Origin of the sequence: Halomonas daqiaonensis (genome assembly GCF_900109725.1) — a bacterium.
In the GTDB taxonomy this organism is placed as follows: Bacteria; Pseudomonadota; Gammaproteobacteria; order Pseudomonadales; family Halomonadaceae; genus Halomonas; species Halomonas daqiaonensis.
Window position 1 is genome coordinate 137,178 of sequence record NZ_FOBC01000001.1, and the last position, 23,527, is coordinate 160,704.

Annotated in this window: 21 protein-coding genes and 1 pseudogene; 10 read left to right on the forward strand and 12 right to left on the reverse strand. The window is 64.0% G+C overall.

Annotated elements, in window-relative coordinates; all coding sequences use genetic code 11:
- Nucleotides 1–13: 13 nt before the first annotated feature.
- Together BMY30_RS00660 and BMY30_RS00665 are read left to right on the forward strand one after the other, a co-directional pair.
- A complete protein-coding gene (locus tag BMY30_RS00660; protein ID WP_089709718.1) occupies nt 14–946 on the forward strand; it encodes a ribokinase in 933 nt (310 codons plus the stop codon).
- Nucleotides 943–1,887 (forward strand): nucleoside hydrolase, encoded by a 945-nt coding sequence (locus BMY30_RS00665; protein WP_089709719.1) that lies wholly within the window; start codon nt 943–945, stop codon nt 1,885–1,887. The genes BMY30_RS00660 and BMY30_RS00665 overlap by 4 nt, the downstream gene beginning before the upstream one ends.
- Before the next feature lie 60 nt (nt 1,888–1,947).
- On the opposite strand, the gene BMY30_RS00670 is transcribed toward BMY30_RS00665, so the two are convergent.
- Complete coding sequence (locus BMY30_RS00670) at nt 1,948–2,220, reverse strand: acylphosphatase (protein WP_089709720.1); 273 nt, start codon at nt 2,218–2,220, stop codon at nt 1,948–1,950.
- Between the two features lie 214 nt (nt 2,221–2,434).
- Between BMY30_RS00670 and BMY30_RS00675 the strand changes: the two genes are divergently transcribed.
- Nucleotides 2,435–3,481, forward strand: a complete 1,047-nt coding sequence (locus tag BMY30_RS00675; RefSeq protein WP_089709721.1) for a Glu/Leu/Phe/Val family dehydrogenase — start codon at nt 2,435–2,437, stop codon at nt 3,479–3,481.
- A gap of 76 nt (nt 3,482–3,557) precedes the next feature.
- On the opposite strand, the gene BMY30_RS00680 is transcribed toward BMY30_RS00675, so the two are convergent.
- Nucleotides 3,558–4,469 carry a YihY/virulence factor BrkB family protein gene (locus BMY30_RS00680; RefSeq protein ID WP_244516079.1) on the reverse strand — a complete coding sequence of 304 codons (912 nt, stop codon included), beginning with the start codon at nt 4,467–4,469 and terminating at the stop codon, nt 3,558–3,560.
- Nucleotides 4,470–4,624: 155 nt separating this feature from the next.
- On the opposite strand from BMY30_RS00680, the gene BMY30_RS00685 reads away from it, so the two are divergent.
- Entirely contained in the window at nt 4,625–5,716 is a 1,092-nt protein-coding gene (locus BMY30_RS00685) for a bifunctional nicotinamide-nucleotide adenylyltransferase/Nudix hydroxylase (RefSeq protein ID WP_089709723.1), read from the forward strand.
- Between the two features lie 12 nt (nt 5,717–5,728).
- On the opposite strand, the gene BMY30_RS00690 is transcribed toward BMY30_RS00685, so the two are convergent.
- From BMY30_RS00690 to BMY30_RS00720, 7 genes are all read right to left on the reverse strand, one after another.
- Nucleotides 5,729–6,646, reverse strand: coding sequence for a LysR substrate-binding domain-containing protein (locus BMY30_RS00690; protein WP_089709724.1), 918 nt, complete (start codon nt 6,644–6,646; stop codon nt 5,729–5,731).
- 94 nt (nt 6,647–6,740) lie between these two features.
- Nucleotides 6,741–8,159 carry a cardiolipin synthase gene (gene cls / locus BMY30_RS00695; RefSeq protein ID WP_089709725.1) on the reverse strand — a complete coding sequence of 473 codons (1,419 nt, stop codon included), beginning with the start codon at nt 8,157–8,159 and terminating at the stop codon, nt 6,741–6,743.
- Nucleotides 8,160–8,276: 117 nt separating this feature from the next.
- Nucleotides 8,277–9,782, reverse strand: coding sequence for a fumarate hydratase (locus tag BMY30_RS00700; RefSeq protein ID WP_089709726.1), 1,506 nt, complete (start codon nt 9,780–9,782; stop codon nt 8,277–8,279).
- A gap of 179 nt (nt 9,783–9,961) precedes the next feature.
- Nucleotides 9,962–10,786 (reverse strand): endonuclease VIII, encoded by an 825-nt coding sequence (nei, locus tag BMY30_RS00705; RefSeq protein ID WP_089709727.1) that lies wholly within the window; start codon nt 10,784–10,786, stop codon nt 9,962–9,964.
- Nucleotides 10,787–10,798: 12 nt separating this feature from the next.
- Complete coding sequence (gene uvrB / locus BMY30_RS00710; RefSeq protein ID WP_089709728.1) at nt 10,799–12,823, reverse strand: excinuclease ABC subunit UvrB; 2,025 nt, start codon at nt 12,821–12,823, stop codon at nt 10,799–10,801.
- 65 nt (nt 12,824–12,888) lie between these two features.
- Entirely contained in the window at nt 12,889–13,314 is a 426-nt protein-coding gene (locus BMY30_RS00715; RefSeq protein ID WP_089709729.1) for an OsmC family protein, read from the reverse strand.
- Nucleotides 13,314–13,511, reverse strand: coding sequence for a hypothetical protein (locus BMY30_RS00720; RefSeq protein WP_089709730.1), 198 nt, complete (start codon nt 13,509–13,511; stop codon nt 13,314–13,316). The genes BMY30_RS00715 and BMY30_RS00720 overlap by 1 nt, the downstream gene beginning before the upstream one ends.
- A 145-nt stretch (nt 13,512–13,656) precedes the next feature.
- On the opposite strand from BMY30_RS00720, the gene ygfZ reads away from it, so the two are divergent.
- Entirely contained in the window at nt 13,657–14,694 is a 1,038-nt protein-coding gene (gene ygfZ, locus BMY30_RS00725) for a CAF17-like 4Fe-4S cluster assembly/insertion protein YgfZ (protein ID WP_089709731.1), read from the forward strand.
- Here the strand turns inward: ygfZ and BMY30_RS00730 are convergent.
- Nucleotides 14,691–15,662, reverse strand: a complete 972-nt coding sequence (locus BMY30_RS00730; RefSeq protein ID WP_170840031.1) for a helix-turn-helix transcriptional regulator — start codon at nt 15,660–15,662, stop codon at nt 14,691–14,693. The genes ygfZ and BMY30_RS00730 overlap by 4 nt on opposite strands.
- Nucleotides 15,663–15,766: 104 nt before the next feature.
- Between BMY30_RS00730 and BMY30_RS00735 the strand changes: the two genes are divergently transcribed.
- From BMY30_RS00735 to BMY30_RS00750, 5 genes and pseudogenes are all read left to right on the forward strand, one after another.
- Entirely contained in the window at nt 15,767–16,054 is a 288-nt protein-coding gene (locus BMY30_RS00735; protein ID WP_089709733.1) for a hypothetical protein, read from the forward strand.
- 74 nt (nt 16,055–16,128) lie between these two features.
- Nucleotides 16,129–17,442 carry a vWA domain-containing protein gene (locus BMY30_RS00740; protein WP_089709734.1) on the forward strand — a complete coding sequence of 438 codons (1,314 nt, stop codon included), beginning with the start codon at nt 16,129–16,131 and terminating at the stop codon, nt 17,440–17,442.
- A 59-nt stretch (nt 17,443–17,501) separates the two neighbouring features.
- Entirely contained in the window at nt 17,502–19,076 is a 1,575-nt protein-coding gene (locus BMY30_RS00745; protein WP_170840032.1) for a Calx-beta domain-containing protein, read from the forward strand.
- 34 nt (nt 19,077–19,110) lie between these two features.
- Nucleotides 19,111–19,317, forward strand: a pseudogene (locus BMY30_RS18405) (WG repeat-containing protein); the annotation flags it as partial.
- 6 nt (nt 19,318–19,323) lie between these two features.
- Nucleotides 19,324–21,174, forward strand: a complete 1,851-nt coding sequence (locus BMY30_RS00750) for a WG repeat-containing protein (RefSeq protein ID WP_139195443.1) — start codon at nt 19,324–19,326, stop codon at nt 21,172–21,174.
- Here BMY30_RS00750 and BMY30_RS00755 read toward each other — a convergent pair.
- Together BMY30_RS00755 and BMY30_RS00760 are read right to left on the reverse strand one after the other, a co-directional pair.
- On the reverse strand, nt 21,163–21,927 hold the full coding sequence (locus tag BMY30_RS00755; RefSeq protein ID WP_089709737.1) for a TatD family hydrolase: 765 nt from the start codon (nt 21,925–21,927) through the stop codon (nt 21,163–21,165). The genes BMY30_RS00750 and BMY30_RS00755 overlap by 12 nt on opposite strands.
- 8 nt (nt 21,928–21,935) lie before the next feature.
- Nucleotides 21,936–23,525, reverse strand: coding sequence for a peptide chain release factor 3 (locus BMY30_RS00760; protein WP_089709738.1), 1,590 nt, complete (start codon nt 23,523–23,525; stop codon nt 21,936–21,938).
- Nucleotides 23,526–23,527 lie beyond the last annotated feature (2 nt).

The window sequence follows — 23,527 nt, forward strand, 5'->3', positions numbered from 1 at the left end:
CACGGAGGCTCGCATGCTGCACAACTTCGGCTCCATCAATCTGGACCACTTCTACCGCGTTCCCCATCTGGTGCGTCCCGGCGAGACCCTGGCCAGCCGCGATTATCGGGTCGGCCTGGGAGGCAAGGGCGCCAACCAGTCGCTGGCCATGGCACGCGCCGGTGGGCGGGTCCGCCACTGGGGCCGCCTGGGTCGCCAGGACGCCTGGGTCCGTGACCTGCTGGAGCATGCCGGAGTGGAGGTGGAGGCGATTGCCCTGGTCGACGAGCCTAGCGGCCACGCCATTATTCAGGTCGACCAGCGTGGCGAGAACGCCATCATCCTCTTTCCCGGTGCTAACCACGGCACCACGGAACAGGTCCTCGACGAGCATTTCGCCGCGGCCTCACCCGGGGACTGGTTGCTGGCCCAGAACGAGTGCAATGCCCTGCCGGGGGTGCTGGAACGCGCCGCCGAGGCCGGCCTGAACATCGCCTTCAACCCGGCACCCATGAGCGATGCGGTGCTGGAGCTGCCCCTGGCCCACTGCCGGCTGCTGTTCGTCAATCGCGGCGAGGCCGCCTGGCTGGCCGGCCTGGACGAGGCCTCCCCGACCGAGGCCCTGCTTGACGGCCTAGCCCGTCGCCTGCCCACCTGCGAGATGGTGCTGACGCTCGGTGGTGACGGCGCCTGGTACCAGGCCGGCGATGAACGCCACTTCCAGCCGGCCCTGCCGGTCACGCCGTTGGATACGACAGCGGCCGGTGATACCTTCATTGGCTATTACCTGGCCGCCCTGCAGCAGGGACGGCCGGTGACAGACTGCCTAACATGGGCCGCCACCGCTGCCGCCCTGGGCGTCATGGTCGCCGGCGCCGCCGAGAGCATCCCCGAGGCGACGGAGGTCGAGCGCGCGCTGCGCGATGGCATCCCCACACCCGACCGCCGCGACAAGGAGACATCTTGAGCCATCCGATCATCTTCGATACCGATCCGGGCATCGATGACGCCCAGGCCATCGCCATCGCCCTGCGTCATCCCGAACTCGAGCTGCTGGGTCTGACCACCACCTACGGCAACGTCGACGTGGAGACCGCCACCCACAATGCCCTGCTGCTTTCCGAGCTTGCCGGGCGGGCCGATGTCCCGGTCGCCCAGGGCGCCGCGGCGCCACTGGTCAAGGCGCGTCATCCACCGCCCGCTCATATTCACGGCATCAACGGCCTGGGCGATATCGAGCTGCCGACGGTCAAGGGCAAGGCCGATCCACGAAGCGCGCCGCAGTTCATCGTCGATACTCTCAATGCCCGGCCCGGCGAGGTCACCCTGGTGGCGGTGGGCCCGGTGGGCAACCTGGCCGCGGCTCTGCAACTCGACCCGACCATCACCCGCAAGGTCAAGCAGGTGGTGATCATGGGCGGCTCGATTCGCGAGGGGGGCAACGTCACTCCGGTGGCCGAGGCCAACATGTTCAACGACCCGGACGCCGCCGCGCGAGTGCTTACCGCCGGTTGGCCGCTGACCCTGGTGGGGCTGGACGTCACCCATCGCTGCGTACTCACCGGAGCGCACATGGCGCGCATCGCGGCCGGCCAGGGCGCACTCGGCAAGGTGCTGGCGGGCAGTTATGGCTTCTACCGGGACTTCTACCGGCAGTTCCTGGGTATCGATGGCTGCTGCCCCCACGACAGCTGTGCTCTGGCCTGGCTGTTGCGTCCCGAGCTATTCACCACAGACCGCGGCCACCTTAGCGTGGCTACCTCGGGCGATGCCGAGGGCCAGACGATCTTCGCCCCGGAGGATCGCGGGTTCATCGAGACGCGCTGGTCCCGCAATCCGCTGGTGGAGGTCTGCCTGGGCGTTGACGGCGAGGCCGTTAGCGACTGGATCGCCGATACCCTGGCCTGACAGCCGGCAATCGAACCGGTGCGTCACTAGCGACAAGCATCGCACCGGTTGCTGATGGCGCTAGCCGGTGCGGAAATCATCCGGCTCGTGGGTATCGATCACCGCGAATTCCACATGGGTGACCCGGGCATTCTCCGGCCCCTCCCACAGCCACTCGGCGAGTCGCTTGACCGCCTCGCGCTCGCCGCACATCAGCACCTCGACTCGTCCGTCCGGCAGATTGATCGCATGGCCGGTGATCCCGGCCTTGAGGGCCTGCTCCTGAGTCGCCCCGCGGTACCAGACACCCTGAACCTTGCCGGTCACCAGCGCTCTCGCGCAGCACTTTTCCATGGCCATCTCCTTTCTCGTCGATCAGATCGCATGGTCCTTTCTACCAGCCGGATGCGACCCCGACCAGCCGTCGGGCCTTCCCGTCCGAGGAACGATGCCCTAGTCTTGTCCCTATCCCCGGACGCCACACGGCCACAAGCTCTTCGCGGCCGAGGATCGCCCTACCCGGGACACCACAACCACAATATGATCATCCTCACGAGGGAGTTACAGCATGCCAGTCTTCGACCACCCCGAGTTCGACCACCATCAGCAGGTCGTCTTCGGCAGCGACGAGGCGAGCGGGTTGCGCGCCATCATCGCCATCCATGACACCACCCGCGGCCCGTCCCTGGGGGGCCTGCGCATCTTTCCCTATGCCAGTGATGCCGAAGCACTGACCGACGTGCTGCGCCTCTCCCGCGGCATGACCTACAAGTCAGCCCTCGCCGACCTGCCACTGGGTGGCGGCAAGGCGGTGATCATCGCCGACCCTCACCGTGACAAGACACCCGGTCTGCTACTCGCCATGGGCCGCCTGGTCGATTCTCTGGGCGGCGCCTATATCACCGCCGAAGACTCCGGTACCAGCGAGGCCGACATGCGGCTCATCGCCGAGGCCACCGAACACGTCGGCGGCCTGCCACGCCATGGCAGTGCCTCGGGCGATCCTTCGCCCTTTACGGCCTGGGGAGTGTTCTGCGCACTGAAGAGTGCCGTCCGCCATCGCCTGGGGCGCGAGGATCTCGCGGACGTGCGGGTGGCGGTGCAGGGAGTCGGCAATGTCGGGGCCCACCTGGCGCGACACCTCCACGCCGCCGGCGCCCGGCTGGTGCTGACCGATGTCGATGCCGCCGCCCTGGCTCAAATCGCCGAGGAGCTCGGTGCCGAGACGGTGACACCGGCGGCGATCGCCGATGCCGAGGTCGATGTCTTCGCCCCTTGTGCCTTGGGGGCCGCCCTCTCGGAAGCGGTGGTCGACCGCCTGCAGGCAAGGGTGGTATGCGGCGCCGCCAACAACCAGCTGGCCACCCCCGCCGTTGCCGAGCGCCTGATGGCTCGCGGCATTCTCTACACCCCGGACTATGTGGCCAACGCCGGCGGGGTGATCGAGATCGCCTGGCAGCGCCGTGACGATTACCGCCGCGATGCGGTGATGAGGCATATCGAGGGAATCGGGACCACCCTGGACGAGATCTTCGCCCGTGCCGACCGCGATCGGCTCAGTCCAGCCACCGTGGCCGACGACCTGGCCAGGGAGCGCTTCCGCCCTGCCAATTGAGGCGCACTCTCGTATCCTGATATCACCAAGAAGGTCGGCCATCGCAGGCCTTCTTGTCTTGGTACGGCGGTATCGCTCAGTGCTCCAGCAGCTCGTGGCGGACCAGCACCGCGGAATTTCGCGGCACTACCATCTTGCCTGCCGCCAGCAGGTGGCACTTGGTGAAGGCGGCCCCGAACAGCAGGATCAGCGAACTGTAGTAGACCCACAGCAGGATCATCACCACCGACCCGGCCGCACCGTAGGTGGAGGCCGTGGCCGTGTAGGCCAGATAGATGGCAATACCCGAGCGACCGATGGTGAAGAGCAAGGCGGTAACGACGGCGCCGACCAGCACGTCATGCCAGCGAAGCACCACGTCCGGCAGGACCTTGAAGATGGTGGCAAAGAGCGCGGCGATCACCGCCAGCGAGACCAGGAACTCGGCACCGGTGGTCAGGAAACCGACGAAGGGCAGCAGGTCGTCTGCCGCCTGCAGCATGGCCCGTATCGCCACCCCGAGGACCAGCGACACCAGCAGGATGAAGCCGATGGAGAGCACCACGGTCAGTGACAGCAGGCGGTTCTTGATGAACTTGAGGGCACTGTTGCTGCTGGGCCTGGCCGTCACGCCCCAGAGAGTGTTCAGCGAGAATTGCATCTGGGCGAAGACGGTGGTGGCACCGACCACCAGCGCCCCCACCCCGAGCAGGGTCGGCATCAGGCCAGACTCCTCGATGCGTGACTGAGCAACCGCCTGCTCGATGGCGGCGGCGGCGTCAAGGCCCATGGTGCCCTGCAACTGGGCGACGATCTGTCCATGGGCCGCTTCTTCACCAAGCACCACGCCGATTACCGTCACGGCGATGATCATCGTGGGTGCCAGGGAAAAGAGCGTATAGAAGGCCAGCGAGCCAGCGTAGCTGAAGGCGTTGCGCTCGAGCCAGAGCTTCGCGGCACCCTGCACTACCTTCCCCCAGAACAGTGTCGCGTCCCTGATGGTCGTCATACTCGCCTTGATCATTCCGTTCCCCGTATCCCTTTCATTTTCTTCAGCATACCGGAATGCAGCCGCGTTCGCCGACGGTGGTCCGGATTGCAGCTGACGACTGGCCTGACCATAATGGGCTCCGCCCATTCCTGCCTCTCTCCCCAGGAGCGACCATGACCGCACCACCGGAGCCCGACAGCCCTCGCGACTTCGATTGCCTGGTGTTCATCGGCCGTTTCCAGCCGCCTCATCTGGGGCATCTGGCGGTGATCCGCGAGGCCCTGCGCCATGCGCGCCAGGTCATCGTACTGGTGGGTTCCGCCTGGCAGGCACGCTCACTGCGTAACCCGTGGCACTATGAGGAACGCCTGGGTATGCTGCGTAGCGCCTTCGAGGAGGAGGAAAATGCCCGGCTGGAGGTCGTGCCGCTGCTCGACGCTCTCTATAACAACGATGTCTGGGTGCGCGATGTCCAGCGCAAGGTGCGCGACATCGCCAGCCCCGAACACGCCCGACTGCCGCGCATCGGCCTGATCGGCGCCAGTCGAGGTCAATCCAGTTACTACCTCGCACTCTTCCCGCAGTGGGAATCGGTCAGCGTGCCCCTGGTGGAGGGCATTTCGGCCAGCCGCATCCGTGAGCGGCTGTTCCGTTCCGCGTCATCGGCGGATGACTACCTGAACACCCATGCGGCCCATGACCTGCCTCCCGGGGTGGTGGCACGGATTCGCGACTTCCTGGATGAGGCGTCCTGCGATCAGCTGGTCGAGGAACAGCATCTGCTGGACCAGTACCGCCAGGCCTGGTCCCAGGCCCCCTACCCGCCGATCTTCGTCACCGTGAATGCCGTGGTGGTGCAGTCCGGGCACGTGCTGCTGGTCCGGCGGACGGCCGCGCCCGGCAAGGGGCTCTACGCCCTGCCCGGCGGCTTCATCAGCCCCCATGAACGACTGATGGACGCCTGCCTGAGAGAGTTGCGCGAGCGGGTACGCCTCAAGGTGCCTGAGGCCGTGCTAAAGGGCTCGCTGCGCGGCCAGAAGCTCTTCGACGAACCCCATCGCAGCTGGCGTGGACGTACCCTCGCCGAGGCCTTCTACTTCGCCCTGCGTCCCGAACAGCAGTTGCCCCGGCTCAAGCCGGTAAAGGGCGGTGACCATGCTCGCTGGGTCCCCCTGGCCGACCTCGACCCGGAGAGCCTGTTCGAGGACCATTTCTTCATCATCCAGGACTTCCTGGGGCTGCCCACCGATTTTGGCAGATCGTGAGTCGGCTGAGACTTATGCCTGCAGGAAATCCCGTGGAAGCTTCATCATCTGCCGCCAAAGCTTCTCGACCCCCGGCTTGTGCACCAGTGAACAGCGGTAGAGGCGTATCTCCAGCGGCACGTCCCACTGTTCCCCACCGGCTCGCACCACGCGACCGTCCTTGAGTTCCTGGCGAATACAGAAGTCGGGTATCCAGGCCACGCCCATGCCCTGCATCACCATGCCCTTGAGCCCTTCGGCCATTGCCGTCTCATAGACGGTTCTCAGACGCATTCGCAGAGGATCGTTCTTGAGCAGCATGCGCACGCTACGTCCCAGGAAGGCGCCCTGGGTGTAGGCCAGGTAGGGAATCGACTCCTGGACCTCCAGCGGGAAGCGTGGCCGGCCCCTCGGGTCAGGCAGGCTGACAGGCAGCATCTTGACCTGCCCGATGGAGAAGGAGGGAAAGACCTCGGTATCTAGCTGCATGCTGGCATAGGGATCGTAGTAGGCCAGCATCAGGTCGCAGTTGCCCTCGCGCAGCACATGGATCGCATCCCCAACGTTCATGGCCACCAGCCGGGTAGGCAACTCACCCAGGCCCTGCTGCAAGCGAGAGATCCACTGGGGGTAGAAGCTCAGCGCCAGGGAATGGGCGGCGACGATATCCAGCGCCTCATTGGCCATGGCCAGGCCGCGCAAGTGGCCGAGACTCTCGTTGAGCTGCTCGACGATATTGCGAGCAGTGACCAAGAACAGCTGTCCTTCCGGTGTCAGGTCCACCGGGGTGGTCGAGCGGTCGACCAGGGTCACGCCGACCGCCTGCTCCAGAGAGCGGATGCGTCGACTGAAGGCCGGCTGGGTGACGTGTCGCTGACGCGCCGAGGCGGAAAAGCTGCGCGTACTGGCCAGGGCGACGAAGTCTTCCAGCCACTTGGTCTCGAGGTTCACCGGCACTCCCCAGGCTGTCTGCGTGCACGACTCCCGCCGGGGAGCCCTCAAAGCTTGCTAATGTACCCCAGCGGCGGCCAGGACCCAAGCCGCCTCACTGGATCGGCGAGAGCAGGTAGGCCGCCCGGGACAGCAGCTTGCGCCATAGGGGGCGACGGGTCAGCTCCTCCAGGGCGACGCGACGACAGTCGGTGAAGTCGTGCTCGAGCATCAAGCGGACCTCGGCGGCGAACTGGCGGTCGGGCACCACGGCGGTGATCTCGAAGTTGAGTCGAAAGGAGCGGTTGTCCAGATTGACGGTACCGACACTGGCCGCAGCATCGTCAACCAGCATCACCTTCTGGTGCAGGAATCCCGGCTGGTAACGGTAGACCTTGACCCCGGCGCGCAGCATGTCGGGCAGGAAGGAGAAGGCCGAAAGGAAGACCAGCAGGTGATCGGGGCGTTCGGGCATCATGATGCGCACATCCACTCCGCGCATCGCCGCCAGGCGCAAGGCATCCTGCACCCCCTGGTCGGGCACGAAATAGGGGCTGGTGACCCAGAAGCGTTCATGGGAACTGTGGATCGCCAACTGCACCAGCAGGCTTGCCGTTTCCTGAGTATCCGCCGGTCCGGAGGGCACGATCACCACGTTCTGGTTGGCTAGCGTGCTCGGCCAAGGCGTCCAGTTCAGCGAGAGCATCTCGCCGGTGGCCCAGTGCCAATCCTCCCAGAAGGCTTCCTGCAGGCCCAGCACGCTGGGCCCGCTGAGCTTGAGATGGGTGTCCCGCCAGTGGCCGTGGCGGGGGTGCTGCCCAAGGTATTCGGTGCCGACGTTGAAGCCCCCCAGCCACCCTTCCCGGCCGTCGACCACCAACACCTTGCGATGGTTACGGAAGTTGAGCTGGAAGCGATGCTTGAACCCGCGGGAGGAGCGGAAGGCGCTGACCTCCACCCCGGCCTCGGCAAGGTCGCGAAGGAAACGGTCGCCGAGCCCGCGACTGCCGATCTCGTCATACAGGAAATAGATGCGCACAGCGCGTTCGGCGGCCCGCTGCAGCCGATGCTTGAGCTCGATGCCCAGATCATCGTCGCGGACGATAAAGAACTGAACCAGCACATACTCTTCTGCCTGTTCGATCCCGGCGAAGAGACTGTCGAAGGTCGCCTCGCCATCGATCAGCAGCTCAGCACGGTTACTGCAGGTCAGCGGCATCATCGCCAGCTGCTCCACGGCACGGATGTCTGTATCGACGGTGTCGGGCAGGTAGGGGTCGAAGCGGTCGCGATAACGTGCTAGCAGGCGTCGCAGCACGGTATCGCGCTCGCCCCGTGCCGATACATAGCCGTAGAAGCGCGGCCGGCCGAAGATCCAGTAGGCCGGCACCGCCACGTAGGGCATGGTAATCAGCGAGATGATCCAGGCGATGGCCCCCTGAGAGGTGCGGCTAGACATCAGGGCCAGTACCGCCGAGACGAAGCCCAGCAGATAGGTCAGGAAGATCGCCAGGCCGAACAGCCAGGAGGTCATGGTCGGATCCCCGTTCCGTGGGTGGACGGCAGCGCCGCCCGGAAAGCAGTCAACTGCAGCATACCCCCAAGGACGACGGCCCCACCAGATGGCGGGGCCGCAGTCGGCAGAGGATGATCAGGCGCGCTCGGCGATGATCTCCTTCCACTTGGCGGGGCCGGTCTGGTGCACCGAGGTGCCCTTGCTGTCCACGGCCACGGTCACCGGCATGTCCTCCACCTCGAATTCGTAGATGGCTTCCATGCCCAGATCCTCGAAGCCTACCACGCGGGCCTTCTTGATCGCCTGGGCGACCAGGTAGGCGGAACCGCCCACGGCCATCAGGTAGACCGCCTGATTGTCGCGAATCGCCTCGATGGCCGACTCGCCCCGCTCGGCCTTGCCGACCATGCCCAGCAGGCCGGTTTCCTCGAGCATGGTGCGGGTGAACTTGTCCATGCGGGTCGCCGTAGTGGGGCCGGCCGGTCCGACTACCTCATCACGCACCGGATCCACCGGGCCGACGTAGTAGATGAAGCGGCCCTTCATGTCCACGGGCAGCGGCTCGCCCTTGGCGATCATGTCGACCATGCGCTTGTGCGCGGCATCGCGGCCGGTGAGCAGCTTGCCGTTGAGCAACAGGGTGTCGCCGGGTTGCCAGGTACGCACCTCTTCCGGCGTCACACTGTCGAGGTCGACGCGCTTGACGTTGTCGCCCGTCTCGCGGGTGACCTCAGGCCAGTCTTCGAGCTTCGGTGCCGGCAGCGAGGCGGGACCTGACCCGTCGAGGGTGAAGTGGGCGTGGCGGGTGGCGGCACAGTTGGGGATGATCGCCACCGGCTTGTTGGCAGCATGGGTCGGAAAGTCCTTGACCTTGATATCGAGCACCGTGGTCAGGCCGCCCAGGCCTTGGGCGCCGATGCCGCTCCGGTTGACCTTGTCGAACAGCTCCAGTCGCAGCTCCTCGGCACGATTGGCGGGGCCGCGGGCCTTGAGCTCCTGGATATCGATGGGGTCGAGCAGCGCCTCCTTGGCGATCTCCATGGCCTTCTCGGCCGTGCCGCCGATACCGATGCCGAGCATGCCCGGCGGGCACCAGCCGGCACCCATCTTGGGCAGCTGTTCCATCACCCAGTCGACCACGTTGTCGGAGGGATTGAGCATGGCGAACTTGGACTTTGCCTCGCTGCCACCACCCTTGGCCGCCACATGTACCTCGATGGTATCACCGGGCACCAGCTTGTGGTGGATGACGGCCGGGGTGTTGTCGCCGGTATTCTTCCGGGCGCCGTCCGGGTCGGCCAGCACCGAGGCACGCAGCACGTTGTCGGGAAGCTGGTAGGCGCGTCGTACACCTTCGTTGACCATGTCGTCGAGGCTCATATCAGCCTCGAAACGTACGTTCATGCCGACGTGCACGAAGACGGTGACGATGCCGGTGTCCTGGCAGATCGGGCGCTTGCCGAAGGCGCACATTCGTGAGTTGATCAGGATCTGGGCGATGGCGTCCTTGGCCGCGGGATTCTCTTCGCGCTCGTAGGCGGCCGCCATGGCGTCGATGAAATCCTTAGGATGATAGTAGGAGATGTACTGCAGGGCATCGGCGACGCTCTGGATCAGGTCGTCCTGGCGAATCACGGTCATGGGCAAGGGACTCCTTGGCTTTGTCGGCATGCCCGCGGCGAGGCGATGAAAGGGCCTATCGGCGAGCTTGAACGGCGGGCATTATACTTCACCTGTTAGCCTGTCGACATTGTACGTATGTCGGTTCTGGCAACTGAAGTTAGTAACTAGATAGATAACGGTATAAATACCCTGCCCGATCAGCCCGCAGACTCGCATCGAGGACAGAAGTAGAGCCGCCGAGAGGTCACCATCACCCGTTCGATGGTGGTGCCGCAGGCGTGGCATGGCAGGCCGTCACGCTCGAACACGGCAAAGCGCCAACGCCGTCGACTGGACCCTCGGGCGCGGTCGGCGGCAGCCCAGTCGGCACGATTGGTCACCCCCGCCTGGTCGTAGGCCTGGCGCGTCACCGTCAGGATAGACGATGCGAGGCGCGCCAGGGCGCTCTCCCCCAGGTCCCCCGGCCTGGACATGAAATGCAGTTCAGCAAAGAACAGTATCTCGGCACGCAGGTAGTTGCCGATGCCGGCGAACAGCGACTGGTCAAGCAGCAGCCCAGCCAGCCCTCGCCTCCGGAAGCGTGGATGGAGAAGCCTCGCCGTGACCTCCTCCATCGTCACCCCATGGGTCAGGAGATCGGGACCAAGACGAGACAGGAAGGGGTGCTCATCGAGCCTCTCCTCTTCCCATAGCGAGACATCCGAGGCGCTGTAGAGGCTGGCAGCCCTATCCTGTGCGATCAGGCGGACACGCAGCGAACGGCCGGTATCCGGCTCGCGGTCGGCATCGTGGAGTTTCCAGACACCATAAAGCTGGTTGTGCGAGTAGAGCACGCGACTGTCGTCGAAGCGGGTCAGCAGCGCCTTGCCCCAGCTGTCCACGGCGATGACCTTGCGCCCGATCAGCGAGGCGGCCTGCCCGGCCAGATCGGGAAAGGCGAACCAGGCATCATCGAGACGCCTCCCGGCGATTTGCCGATGCACCTGATCCGCCGCACGACGGATCTCCGGACCTTCCGGCATGCGGGCAACCCGTCAGGCGGAGCCCAGGAGCAGTTGGCGCTCCTTGAGCTCGTGCAGGCGGTCGCGCAGTCGAGCGGCTTCCTCGAATTCCAGATTCTGCGCCGCCTCATGCATCCCGTCCTCGGTCCGCGAGATCTCCTTCAGCAGCTCGCTCGGCGACAGTTCGGCGGGATCGTAGAGGGCTTCACGCTCAGCCACCTTGCGCTCCCCCTTGCGCCCTTTCTTCTTCCCAGGCGTCTTGGCGGCCTCCATGATGTCGGCCACCGAGCGGGTCACCGTGGTCGGCGTGATGTCGTGGGCCTGGTTATGGGCAATCTGCTTGTCGCGACGGCGCTGGGTCTCGTCCATGGCGCGGCGCATAGAGTCGGTGATCCGGTCGCCGTAGAGGATCGCCTTGCCGTTGGCATTACGCGCCGCCCTGCCCATGGTCTGGATTAGAGAGCGCTCATTGCGCAGGAAGCCCTCCTTGTCGGCATCGAGGATCGCCACCAACGACACCTCGGGAATATCGAGCCCCTCTCGCAACAGGTTGATACCCACCAGGACATCGAACTTGCCCAGGCGCAGATCGCGGATGATCTCCACTCGCTCCACGGTATCGATATCGGAGTGCAGGTAGCGTACCCGCACGTCGTGTTCGTCCAGGTACTCGGTGAGGTCCTCAGCCATGCGCTTGGTCAGAGTGGTCACCAGAACCCGCTCCCCCACCTCGCTGCGCAGGCGGATCTCCGAAAGCAGATCGTCCACCTGGGTGGAGGCGGGACGCACCTCGATCTCGGGGTCCAGCAGACCGGTGGGACGCACCACCTGTTCGACCACCTGGCCGGCATGCTCGGCCTCGTAGGGTCCCGGCGTGGCCGAAACGAAGACGGTCTGCGGACAGATGCGCTCCCACTCCTGGAAGGTCATGGGGCGGTTATCCAGCGCCGAAGGAAGCCGGAAACCGTACTCGACCAAGGTCTCCTTGCGCGAGCGATCGCCCTTGAACATGCCCCCCACCTGGGGAACGCTGACGTGGGACTCGTCGATGAACAGCAGGGCGTCGCTGGGCAGATAATCGAAGAATGTCGGCGGCGGCTCGCCCGGATTGCGCCCGGAGAGATAGCGCGAGTAGTTCTCGATGCCGTTGCAGTAGCCCAGTTCGAGCATCATCTCGATGTCGTAGAGGGTGCGCTGCTCCAGGCGTTGGGCCTCGACCAGGCGATCGTGCTTGCGCAACCAGTCGAGGCGCTCCACCAGCTCTGCCTTGATATCGTCGATGGCGCCGAGAATCGTTTCCCGCGGCGTCACGTAGTGGCTCTTGGGATAGATGGTCATACGCGGCACCCGGCCTCGCACTTCACCGGTGAGCGGGTCGAAGAGGCTGATAGTGTCGATCTCGTCGTCGAACAGTTCGACACGCACCGCCTCATCCTCGGCGTCGGCCGGGAAGATGTCGATGACGTCGCCGCGCACCCGATAGGTGCCACGCTTGAAGTCCATGTCGTTGCGCGTGTACTGCAGTTCCGCCAGGCGGCGCAGGAACTTGCGCTGGTCGATCAGTTCCCCGCGCGTAAAGTGCAGGCGCATCTTCAGGTACTGGTCGGGATCCCCCAGGCCGTAGATCGCCGACACCGATACCACGATGATGGCGTCGCGGCGCTCCAGCAGTGCCTTGGTGGCCGAGAGACGCATCTGCTCGATGTGGTCGTTGATCGAAGCGTCCTTCTCGATGAAGGTATCCGACGAGGGAACATAGGCCTCGGGCTGGTAATAGTCGTAGTAGGAGACGAAGTATTCCACGGCGTTGTCAGGAAAGAAGGCCTTGAACTCGCCGTAGAGCTGAGCCGCCAGGGTCTTGTTGGGCGCCATGACGATAGTCGGACGCTGCTGGTTCTCGACCACGTTGGCCATGGTGAAGGTCTTGCCGGAGCCGGTGACGCCAAGCAACGTCTGGTGCGCCAGTCCCGACTCCAGACCGCTGACCAGATCCCGAATGGCGGTCGGCTGGTCGCCGGCAGGCTGGAACCTGGACTGCAGACGGAAGGGTTTGCTCATGGCGGCTCCAATGACGAGACAGGCGCCTACGGCGCCCGCGGGTATATACGAGATCCGGCCCGGAGTCAGGCCTTGGCGTTGATGTCGACAGTGCGGGTGCTCACCTCCACGGTGGAGGAGGTCATCAGCCGGTGGATCGGGCACTTGTGACTGATTTCTTCCAGGCGGACACGCTGCTCGGGATCCTCGATGCCATGGAAGGTCATCGCGACGTCGAGCCGGTAGGTCCCGTGACGCTCCTGGCTGTCGTCCCGGTTGATCTTCACGCTCACCCCGGTGAGCGGCCACTCCTTGCGCCGTGCATACATCTGGGCGGTGATCGCCTTGCAGGCCCCGAGGGAGAGGTCGAAATAGTCATGAGGATCCGGCGCAGTCCCCTCGCCGCCATAAGCTTCTGGCACGTCGACGAAGAGGTCATCGAAACCATCCAACTCGACTCGTTGACGATAGATATGGTTGCGTTCGCTGACGACTTCAATGGTCTTCTTCATCACTTGACCTCGATACCCAGCTTGAGAGATTGCACCGCCTTGATCAGTGCCTCGCGCCTGGCGCGCCCTTCCACCTCGGCTCCGTGACGACCGACTTCGACACTGTCGACGCCGTCCAGCATCATCAGGGCAGTAGTGATGCGATTGACTTGTTCGGCGTCCTCGACGCCCTGGAAGCTCAATGACTGGTAGGTCATGCGCAGCTCCTGAAATGGCATGAAGGAGATGGAGTAGCGAGTCTAGCATGCCACCCGTGCGCCAGGCAGCGCTTGCAAAACCACCGCCTCGCCCGCACCTCACGAGACACGTTCATGCCTGAAGCCGAACCCAAGGAGCGCGGATATGATGGATTGGATCGCTGCCACAGGCGGTCGGCAGGAAACCGGACATCGGGTGACGTTCGACACGCCCGATGCGCCACGGTTGGCCCTGGATGCCACCGTGATCACGCCCCTCGCCCATCTCGGGGCGCTCGACGTCGAAGGGCCGGATGCCGAGACCTTCCTGCAGGGCCAGACCAGCGCTCAGGTATCGCTGGCCGACGGCGAATTCGCCCCGCTGACCTGCTTCTGTACGCCCAAGGGGCGGATGCTGGCCAACGCCCAACTGCTGCGCATCGCCCCGGCACACTACCGACTGCTGATGCATGCCAGCCTGGTATCTTCCCTGTCTGGGCATCTGAAGAAGTTCGCCCCCTTCTACAAGGTCGAACTTCGTGAGCGCAACGATCTGGCGCTGTTGGGGCTCATCGGCCAAGAGGCTCCCGCGCTTGCCGAGGTGCACTTCGATGCCCTGCCTTCCCGACCCTGGCACCAGGCCGGCAATGACGAGTTCCAGATGCTGGCTCACCCCGGACCCCGCCCACGCCTGCTGGTCTGCCTGCCGGCCGAGCGGGCCGATGACGCCTGGCAGTGGCTGAAGGAGCACGCCACACCGGTCGACAATGCCGTATGGCGACTGCACGACATCCAGGCGGGGCTTGCCTGGCTCGATGCCGACCAGCAGGACACTTACCTGCCTCAGATGCTCAATTGGGAGGCGCTCGGCGGCATCAGCTTTAAGAAAGGCTGCTACACGGGCCAGGAAGTGGTCGCTCGCGCGCACTTTCGGGGCCAGGTCAAGAAGCGGCTGATGCGCGGCCAGCTCGAGGGCGACAAACTCCCCGAGCCAGGCAGTGCCGTCGTGGATGCCGAGGACAAGCGGCTGGGCGAGGTAATCAATGCCGAACTCGATGCCTACGACCAGGTCGAGATACTCGCGGTGATGAGCACGAAAGAACCGACTGAGCCGCTGAGTCTCGAGGGCCAGCACCTCAAGCTGCTCAAACTGCCTTACCCCATCGAGCGGGTGGATCCGGAAACCATGGCAACAACAGACTAGCCATCCACCAACTCACTCAGTGAAAGTATGGCCAGCTGATCACGACGTGCCACGCCCGCCTTTTGCAACACCGCTTCACAGTGTCGGCGGGCGGTATTCATGCGAATCCCGAGCTGATGGGCGATTTCACGGGAGGTGAGCCCCCGCAACATCAGCTCGGCTGTCTCTCGCTGCCTGGGGCTTAACGCAAAGCGCTTCGCCAGGGCGGCTGCCAGATCCTCAAGGTGCAAGGCGTCCAGCGATACCTGCAACTGGCCACCCTCTTCCCCGGAAAGTTCGGGTAACGGCAGTCGAATCAGGGGCGTGCCAGCCCTGTCCCGATGAAGATGGTGACCATTGATGCCAGGCCTGTTCAGGGTGGCAGGCACCCTAGCCTCGGCGATGGCCTTGTCGAGTCGCTGCTGATGTCGATGGGCTCGGTCGATAGCACCGAAACCGAAGCTGAATGCCGGCAGCAACAATCTCAGCAGTGTCTCCGTTCTGCCACTGACGAAGCCGGGGTCGTCATCCCCCTCGAACCCGAAGGCGAACAGCGCCTCGCCAACGGCCAGCCGTGTGGTCATGCCGATGACGTGATGCATGCCGGCCGGTGCGAACGCCTCCTGGAAATAGGCGGCTCGCGTCACGCTCTCGCGCTCCGCCAGTACATTCTCGTGATAGACCCCCGACCCCAGGCGTCGCCGGGAGAGATTGATCCTGTCCAGGTCCGGGTCCGTGGCCCTGAGATTCCCTTCGACATCCACTCCGTCGAAGACACGCGCGAAATAGGTTTCGATCTGAGGGCCGGCTCGATGGGTGACGATGATCGGCACACCACCATCGAGCCAGGCCCCCATCGCAGCCTTCGCCTGCACCAGCGCTGCCACCTCGGCGAGCAGGTCCCCTATCCTGCCTCGATCGAGGCGGATATTGAGAAGCGCTTCCTGAAGCCGCGTGATCTGTTGAAGTTCCTTATTGGATAGCTCCATGACTCCAGCCTTGTCGATATGCACGCATAGTGCAACTGCACCATGCGGGGATCGCACACTGCTGTCTAGGCTGAAAGCGTGAACATCCATCAGGGGAGCCGACCATGAAACCCATAGTCACCGGCCTACTAGCCTTTTCGATGATGACGTTCGCCATGGTGCTTGACGCTCAGGACGCAACGAACACCAACCCGCGGCTAGCGCCTGACAAAGGTGAAGACACGAAGCAGTTTCCCGACTCTTTCTTCAATAAGCGAGAGAAACAAACGATTACCTTGCCGAGCGACCAGCAGCAATACCCCGATTCCGTCTTTGATGAGGAACGTCAGAAGCGGGATATCCAACGTAAGTTTCCCGACTCCGTTTTCGACGAGAAGCGTCGTTCTCCCTGACAAGGGGCCATCGGTCCCCTGGCCGGGGTGAAACGCTGAGACAACGACACGCTTAGGGTAGGGAGAAGGGAACCATGAAGCATCCGATCAGGACCGGTCTGTCCATCGCGCTGGCGTCGCTGCCATTCTGCTTGCAAGCCCAACCGGCAGGAGGCGCCGCGATGCTCGTGCTGGATGGCTCGGGAAGCATGTGGGGCCAGATCGATGGCACGCCCAAGATCACCATCGCCCGGGACGCGATCGACACCATGATGGGTGACTGGCCGGCGAACAGCCCCATTGGGCTCATGGCCTACGGGCATCGCCAGGAGGGCCAGTGTGGCGATATCGAGACACTCATAGAACCCGGCTCCCTGAATCGGGCTGCCTTTCGTCAGGCGATGGAGAGCGTCACCCCGCGTGGCAAGACGCCCATCGGGCGTTCGGTGGAGAGAGCCGCCGAGGCCTTGTCCCACGAAGACCGTGCCGCTTCGGTGATCGTCGTGACCGATGGGCTGGAGAACTGCGGGGCCGACCTCTGTGAACTGGGCTCGCACCTCGAGGCCTCAGGCATGGCCTTTACCGCCCATGTCATCGGTTTCGACATCGGCGACGAGGAAGGTCAACTCGCCTGCCTCGCGGAGGCGACCGGCGGGCGCTACCTGCCCGCTTCCAATGCCGACAACCTGACCGAAGCTCTTCAGACAGTCAGCGAACCTGAACCTGAGCCGGCCGAGACACTCTTCGTCGACGAGTTCGAGCGTTCTGAGCTGGGTCCGGACTGGACCATTGACTATCCGGAGCCATCGGGTTTCATCCTCGACAACGGCGTCCTGGTGACAATGACGGTCCGGGCCGGCGGTATTGGCGATGCGGAGGATCAGCCAAACATCTTTCGTTGGACTGGCGCGGAGCTTCCCGACGGTGATTGGGACCTCAGCGCTGATTTCACTGCCCGCATGGGTGAGGTCAAGTCGCTGGGCGGGCGCCGCGCCATCATTCAGGTGAGCCGCTTCGCGGACGCGGACAACCACATCTCCGCCTATGTGGTTCGCCAGGGAAATTCCAACGACGACATGTGGCTCAGGGTCCGCTCCGTTTCGGACGGCAACGCTTCTGTTTCCGATGTCGAGATCGCCGGCGATCTACGTGGCTACGACCTGGCGCAGATTCTGCGCGATTTCGAGGAGAAGGGCGCGCGGCTGACCTTGTCGAAGCGCGGGCGCGACTATCTCGGCCGGCTGGAAATGAACGGCTGGACGATGCAGGAGGGCGGCCCCGAGGCGATCGAGACACCGCCGCTGCAGGTCCTTCTCACCTCAGGTGCCCCTGCCATCTTTGCCGGCACGCTTGGCTCCGAACAGACCGTGGCCGAGTTCGACCGCGTCGAGATCCGGGGAGCGCCATGATACATCGTCTCGTCCTCATAGCATTGCTCGCCACCGGGCTTGCCTCTCAGGCAGCAGCCATGCCGACGCTCACCGCCATGGCGCCGCTGACCCGCCTCAGCGAGAGCGGGCCCACCAGCGCCCTGGTGAACCTCATGCTCAGCGCTCCGGCCGAGGAGCCCTTCATCGTGATGGTCACCACCTCCGACTTGACCGCCAAGAGCGGCATCGACTATGTCCCCATGGCCGAGCCCGTGACCTTCCTCCCGGGAGACATCTACAAACAGGTGGAGGTCGCCATCATCGACGACCCCGAGGATGAGCCGGTTGACGAGATGTTCCAGTTGACCCTCGGCGATGTCATTCCCCTGGGCGACAATCCGCTGCCGCCCGTGGTAGTGGCGTTGCCGTTTCTTCATTTCACCATCGAGGACAACGATCACACGCTTTCGACCGATGCCGCCGACGTCAAGGCGGGCGAACCCGTGCTGGTGAATATCAACCAGCGTTTCGATTCTCAGGATACCGTCGGCACCTATGTGCGCATCACAGGCGGTACCGCAAGGCTCGGCGTCGATATCGCACCGCCACGCCGCACCGGTTTTCTGCGTGCGGGAAAGACCGAACAGACACTGGGCTTCGAGACCTTCGAGGGCATGTCCGAGGAGGACAGAACCGTCGTTTTCGAGGTCGGCGGTAACGCCCCGGGCACCGTGACCGTCGAGCCCGAGACACTCAGGGTCACGATTCGAGTCGAGCCGTCCGAGTTCGAACCCGCCATGCTGCAATATGGCCCGGGCACCGGCTATATCTACTATGCAGGCGATCTCGTGATGGAGCGCCCTTTCCCGCCCCAGAACTTTGACATAGAGATGCGCGTGCATATGGGCGGTTCGCGTTTCACCCTGCGTCAGCAGGGAACCTCCTTGACCTTCGCACGTGTCTGCCGCAACGACGTCGATGCCAGTACGGCCATGGCCTCGATTCAGGGGATGTCGGTCGAGGATATGCGCGAGGCGGGCGAGGAACTGTGGCGTGCGGCCTACCAGGTCGATGGCGTGCCGTTCACCTATGTGGTGGCCGGCGATCCGGCGGAAAAGCTGGTTGGCTATGCCACCTCGAACTACTCCACGGACGGGATGGCCCACGAGCAGTATTTCACTTATATCGTCACCCCCGTTGCACCGGAAGACCCCGAGATGGCTCAGGTCCCCCGCCTGCCCCCCGAGAGGGATCCAGTCGTGCCACCGACGGCGGCACGCGATGCCGTCGCACGGGCCATCGCCGACGACATGGGGCTCTCGGCAGACGCCTTGACACCTTACCTGACGACCTCGCTGGGGTCCGGCACCAACTCGGTCAAGGTGGCCCTGTGGCTGGGCCCGGACGGCCAACTGGTCCAGCCCGGCCGCGACGACCTTGATCCCTGTGACCCGGGCTACGGCGAGATGGTGCCGGCGGTAAGCCGCGTAATCTATACCGTCCACACCTTCGAAGATCGTTTCATCGTCCAGTCCAAGACCCAGGATATCGAGACTGGCCGTTACGAGCGCGCCTACATGGAAGATTTAGACACTGCGTCGAACGCACTGGACGAGGCCGTCACGCGCGCCCACGAGGGACTTTCCCCCGACATTTCCGCCCCGACCGACTGACGGCCGGTGCGAGACATCGCCACGGAGGTCCACTGTGCCTTTACTACGTTCGAGTCTGATCGCCACTACCTGCCTGTTTGCCGTCTCCGCCCACGCGGGTCCCTGTGGCACGGAGTTTGAATCTCAACATCCCCCACTCTACCCTCTTCCCGACGAGGAGCGATGGGGTTATGTCGGCGCCGACGGCGAGTGGCGCCTCGCACCGCAATGGCGACAGGTCCGCCCCTTCTCGGAAGGACGCGCCGCGGTGGAAACCAAGGAGGGATGGGGCCTTATCGGCCCCAGCGGCGCCTACGTCGTGCCACCGGGTCCACGAGATGCCGATGCGGTGATCATCGACGAGACACGCTATCACCTGTCACCTTACAAGCCGTTTTCCGAGGGCTGCAGCGCCGCAACCCCGGAGGAAGGATCGCCGCATTTCATCACCCCTGACGGTACCCGCTGGGATCCGCCCGCATTCACCGAGCATGACATCCTCGATATCGGCGCCTTTTCCGAAGGCCTCGCGTGGGTTCGTGTCGACAATAAAGACGACAGCGAAACAGGCTGGATCGACAGCGATGGTTCCTGGGCGATCGAACCCGAATATCACGATGGTGGAGATTTCGCCGCTGGCCGCGCGCCGGCTGCAATGTCGGACACCAACTGGGGCTATATCGACAGAAATGGTGCACTGGTTTTTCCGAGCAAGTTCGTTCTGAGTGAGTCGGGCCCTTATGCCGATGGCCTTGCCCCGGTGAAGCTTGGCGACGACATCGGCTACATGGACGCCGACGACTGGGCGATCCGCAAGATAAGCTTCGCCGATGGCACGAGCAAGGCGATGGCGGCGGCAGGCCCCTTCGCCGATGGCCTCGCCCCCGTTCGGGAGGCTCAGGCTTACAACCCGGCTCCGGTCTGGATCAACCAGGAGGGCGAGGTCGTCATCGACCCTGAGTCAGACAGTCGCCTGACGATCTGCAATAAAAGCCGTCTGCCTCGCTATCATGACGGTTTGCTGCCGCTGGTCGTAGGCGATGGCACCAATCTTTGCGGCAACACGCCCGAGGTCTCCCATGAGGGGCTCGGCGACACGCGCAGTGGACCGCAACAGATGCTCTGGGCACTGCCCTGGGCGCGCGACAAGCTGGTCTGGCTCGACCGGGACGGCCACGAGGTGATCGACTCTAGCGCGTGCCGTCGCCCCGCTGGCATGGAACCGTTATCAGTCGAAGCCTATGCGGGTGTGCTTGCCGCGGGTGCCTATCGGATGGAAGTGTCTGGCGCCGCCGAGGGCCAGTTCGGTCCTGTGCGCGCCGATGCGCCCTGCAACCGTTCCGAATACACGCTCGCCGATAACGAAGGGACCAATGATGGCGGGCCGTGGCGTTTCAGTTTAAGAGGCGAGGCACGTTGGCAGGGTCACCCCGTCAACACGAACCTGAGCCTCAACCTGCCTGAAGGACTGTCCGCGGGCACCCATGAGGTGGGTGCGTTCGACGACGACACGGCGGTGAACGGTCTGCTCTGGCTCTCCCTTCAGCAAAGCCGTGCGTCAGATTCGGAGCGGCCCGCTACTTACCGCTCGCAAGGCGGGACGTTGACGCTCTCGAAATTCGATCAGGCGTCGGCAACCGGGCATATGGAGGTCACGCTGGCTCCACGCGATGCGCCTGAGCGGACGATCAACCTATCCGCCCGTTTCCGGGAAATCCCCTACACTTTCGCCCCGGAAATCGAGATAACCCAACTCTCCGGCGCCCTCGCCGAATTGCAGGAGGAGATGCCCGACGACCCTCTGGTGAACTTCTTCACCCCCATCGAAGTAACAGAGGCAGACGGACGGCTTTACGTGGTGTTCGGCACACGCGGTCCCAACCTCGAACTGGTCTTCCCGGCCGGGCATTATGGTCCCTTCACCGCCGGACCCGATGAACCGGTTTCAGCCAGCCTGTCCGAGATGCCGGTCAGTGCAGAGGGCACCCTCTCGCGCGCTGACGGTGTTATCGCCGGCGATGTTGCCGTCGAGATCCGGAATCATCCGCGATTCGACGGGGGTGCGGGCATGTCGCTTCGCTTCGCCCATGTGCCGTTGGCAACGTCATCAGACGAGTAACTGGAATAGTCGACGAGCGGTGGCGGTGCTGTCTGCCGCCACCTGCTCCGGGGACTGCTCGCGGACCTCGGCCACCACCCGGCATACCTGGGCGACGTTAGCCGACTCGTTGCGCTCGCCCTGGTGGCCGGCAAGCGGCATGTCGGGGCTGTCGGTCTCGAGCACGTAGCCGTCATCGGGTAACGACTTCACTGCCCGGTGAAGACGCTTAGCACGGTCGAAGGTGACCGCCCCGCCGAGTCCCAGCACGAAGCCCAGGTCGAGGAACTTCCTCGCCTGCTCCGGTGAGCCGGCGAAGGCGTGGATCAAGCCGCCGGCGGGAAGTTCGAGCTGGCGCAAGCGTTTGGCCACCTTGTCGTTGGCCTGCACGCAGTGGATCACCACGGGCAGTTGGCGCGCCTTGGCGATGCGCAGTTGGGCATCGAAAGTGTGCCATTGGGCGTCCCAGCTCTCTTCGAAACGCCCATCGATCCCGCACTCTCCCACCGCCACCACTCCTGGATTGGTATCGAGCGCCTCCTCCAGTGCCTCGAGATCCGCATCGCGATGCTCGTCGATGAAGTAGGGGTGCAGTCCCAGGCAGACATCGACATCGTCGCGCTCACCCAACGCCAGCACCTCCGGCCAGCGCTTGCGCGTCGTGCCCGGTACCAAGAAATGCCTCACACCCTCTGCTTTGGCACGCTCGAAAACCGCTTCGCGATCGGCGTCGAAGTCGGGGAAGTCCAGATGGCAGTGGGCATCGATGAGCATGAGAGAGATCAGTGTTCCCGCGTGGGCTGGAAGCGGATCTCCGGCCAGCGCTCTTGGGTCATCTGCAGGTTGACCCGGGTCGGCGCAATGTAGGTCAGGTAGCCGCCGCCGTCGATCGCCAGGTTGGCGCTGGCCTTGCGCTTGAATTCCTCGAGCTTCTTGGCATCGTCGCAGTAGATCCAGCGGGCGGTGTTTACGTTCACGCCCTCATAGACACAGTCGACCTTGTACTCTTCCTTGAGGCGGTGGGCGACCACGTCGAACTGCAGGGTGCCCACGGCACCGAGGATCAGATCATTGTTGTCCAGCGGCATGAACACCTGGGTCGCACCCTCCTCGGAGAGCTGTTGCAGGCCCTTCTGCAGCGCCTTCATCTTCAGCGGATCCTTCAGGCGCACCCGCTTGAACAGCTCCGGGGCGAAGTGCGGAATGCCGGTGAAGCGCATGTCCTCGCCCTGGGTGAAGGTATCGCCGATCTGTATGGTGCCGTGGTTGTGCAGGCCGATGATGTCGCCGGGCCAGGCCTCCTCCACCTGGGCACGGTCCGAGGCCATGAAGGTCAGGGCGTCGGCGACCTTGACGTCCTTGCCGATGCGCACATGGCGCATCTTCATGTTCTTCTCGTACTTGCCCGAACAGACCCGCAGGAAGGCGATACGGTCACGGTGATTGGGATCCATGTTGGCCTGGATCTTGAAGACGAAGCCGGTAAGCCGTTCGTCCTCGGGTTCCACAATGCGAGTGTCGGTTTCTCGCGGCTGGGGCGGCGGCGCATACTCGACGAACCCGTCCAGCATTTCGCGCACCCCGAAATTGCCCATGGCGGTACCGAAATAGACTGGCGACAGCTCACCCCGCAGATAGGCCTCGTGGTCGAAGGGATGTGAGGCGCCGCGCACGAGTTCCACTTCCGTGCGCAGCTCCTCGGCCTGCTCCTCGCCGAGCACCGCGTCTACCTCGGGATTGTCGAGCCCTTCGATACGCCGGTCATCGGGTATCTGACTGCCCTGCCCTTGGGTGTAGAGATGGATGACATCGTTGTGGAGGTGATAGACGCCCTTGAAGCGCCGCCCCATACCGATGGGCCAGGTCATGGGGGCACACTGGATGTTCAGTACCTCCTCGACCTCGTCCATCACCTCGACGGGGTCGCGCACCTCGCGGTCCATCTTGTTGATGAAGGTCAGGATCGGCGTAGTACGCAGGCGACAGACCTCCATCAGCTTGATGGTCCGTGCCTCGACGCCCTTGGCGCCGTCGATCACCATCAGCGCCGAGTCCACGGCGGTCAGGGTGCGGTAGGTGTCCTCGGAGAAATCCTCATGGCCCGGGGTATCGAGCAGGTTGACGATGCGCCCGCCGTACGGGAACTGCATCACCGAGGTGGTCACCGAGATGCCGCGCTCCTGCTCCATTTTCATCCAGTCGGAGGTGGCATGGCGGTCGTTGCGCTTGCTCTTCACCGAACCGGCCATCTGGATGGCGTTGCCGAAAAGCAGCATCTTCTCGGTGATGGTGGTCTTGCCGGCGTCAGGGTGCGAGATGATCGCGAAGGTTCTACGCAGCCCGACTTCACGGGCCAGGGTGGGGTTTGACATCA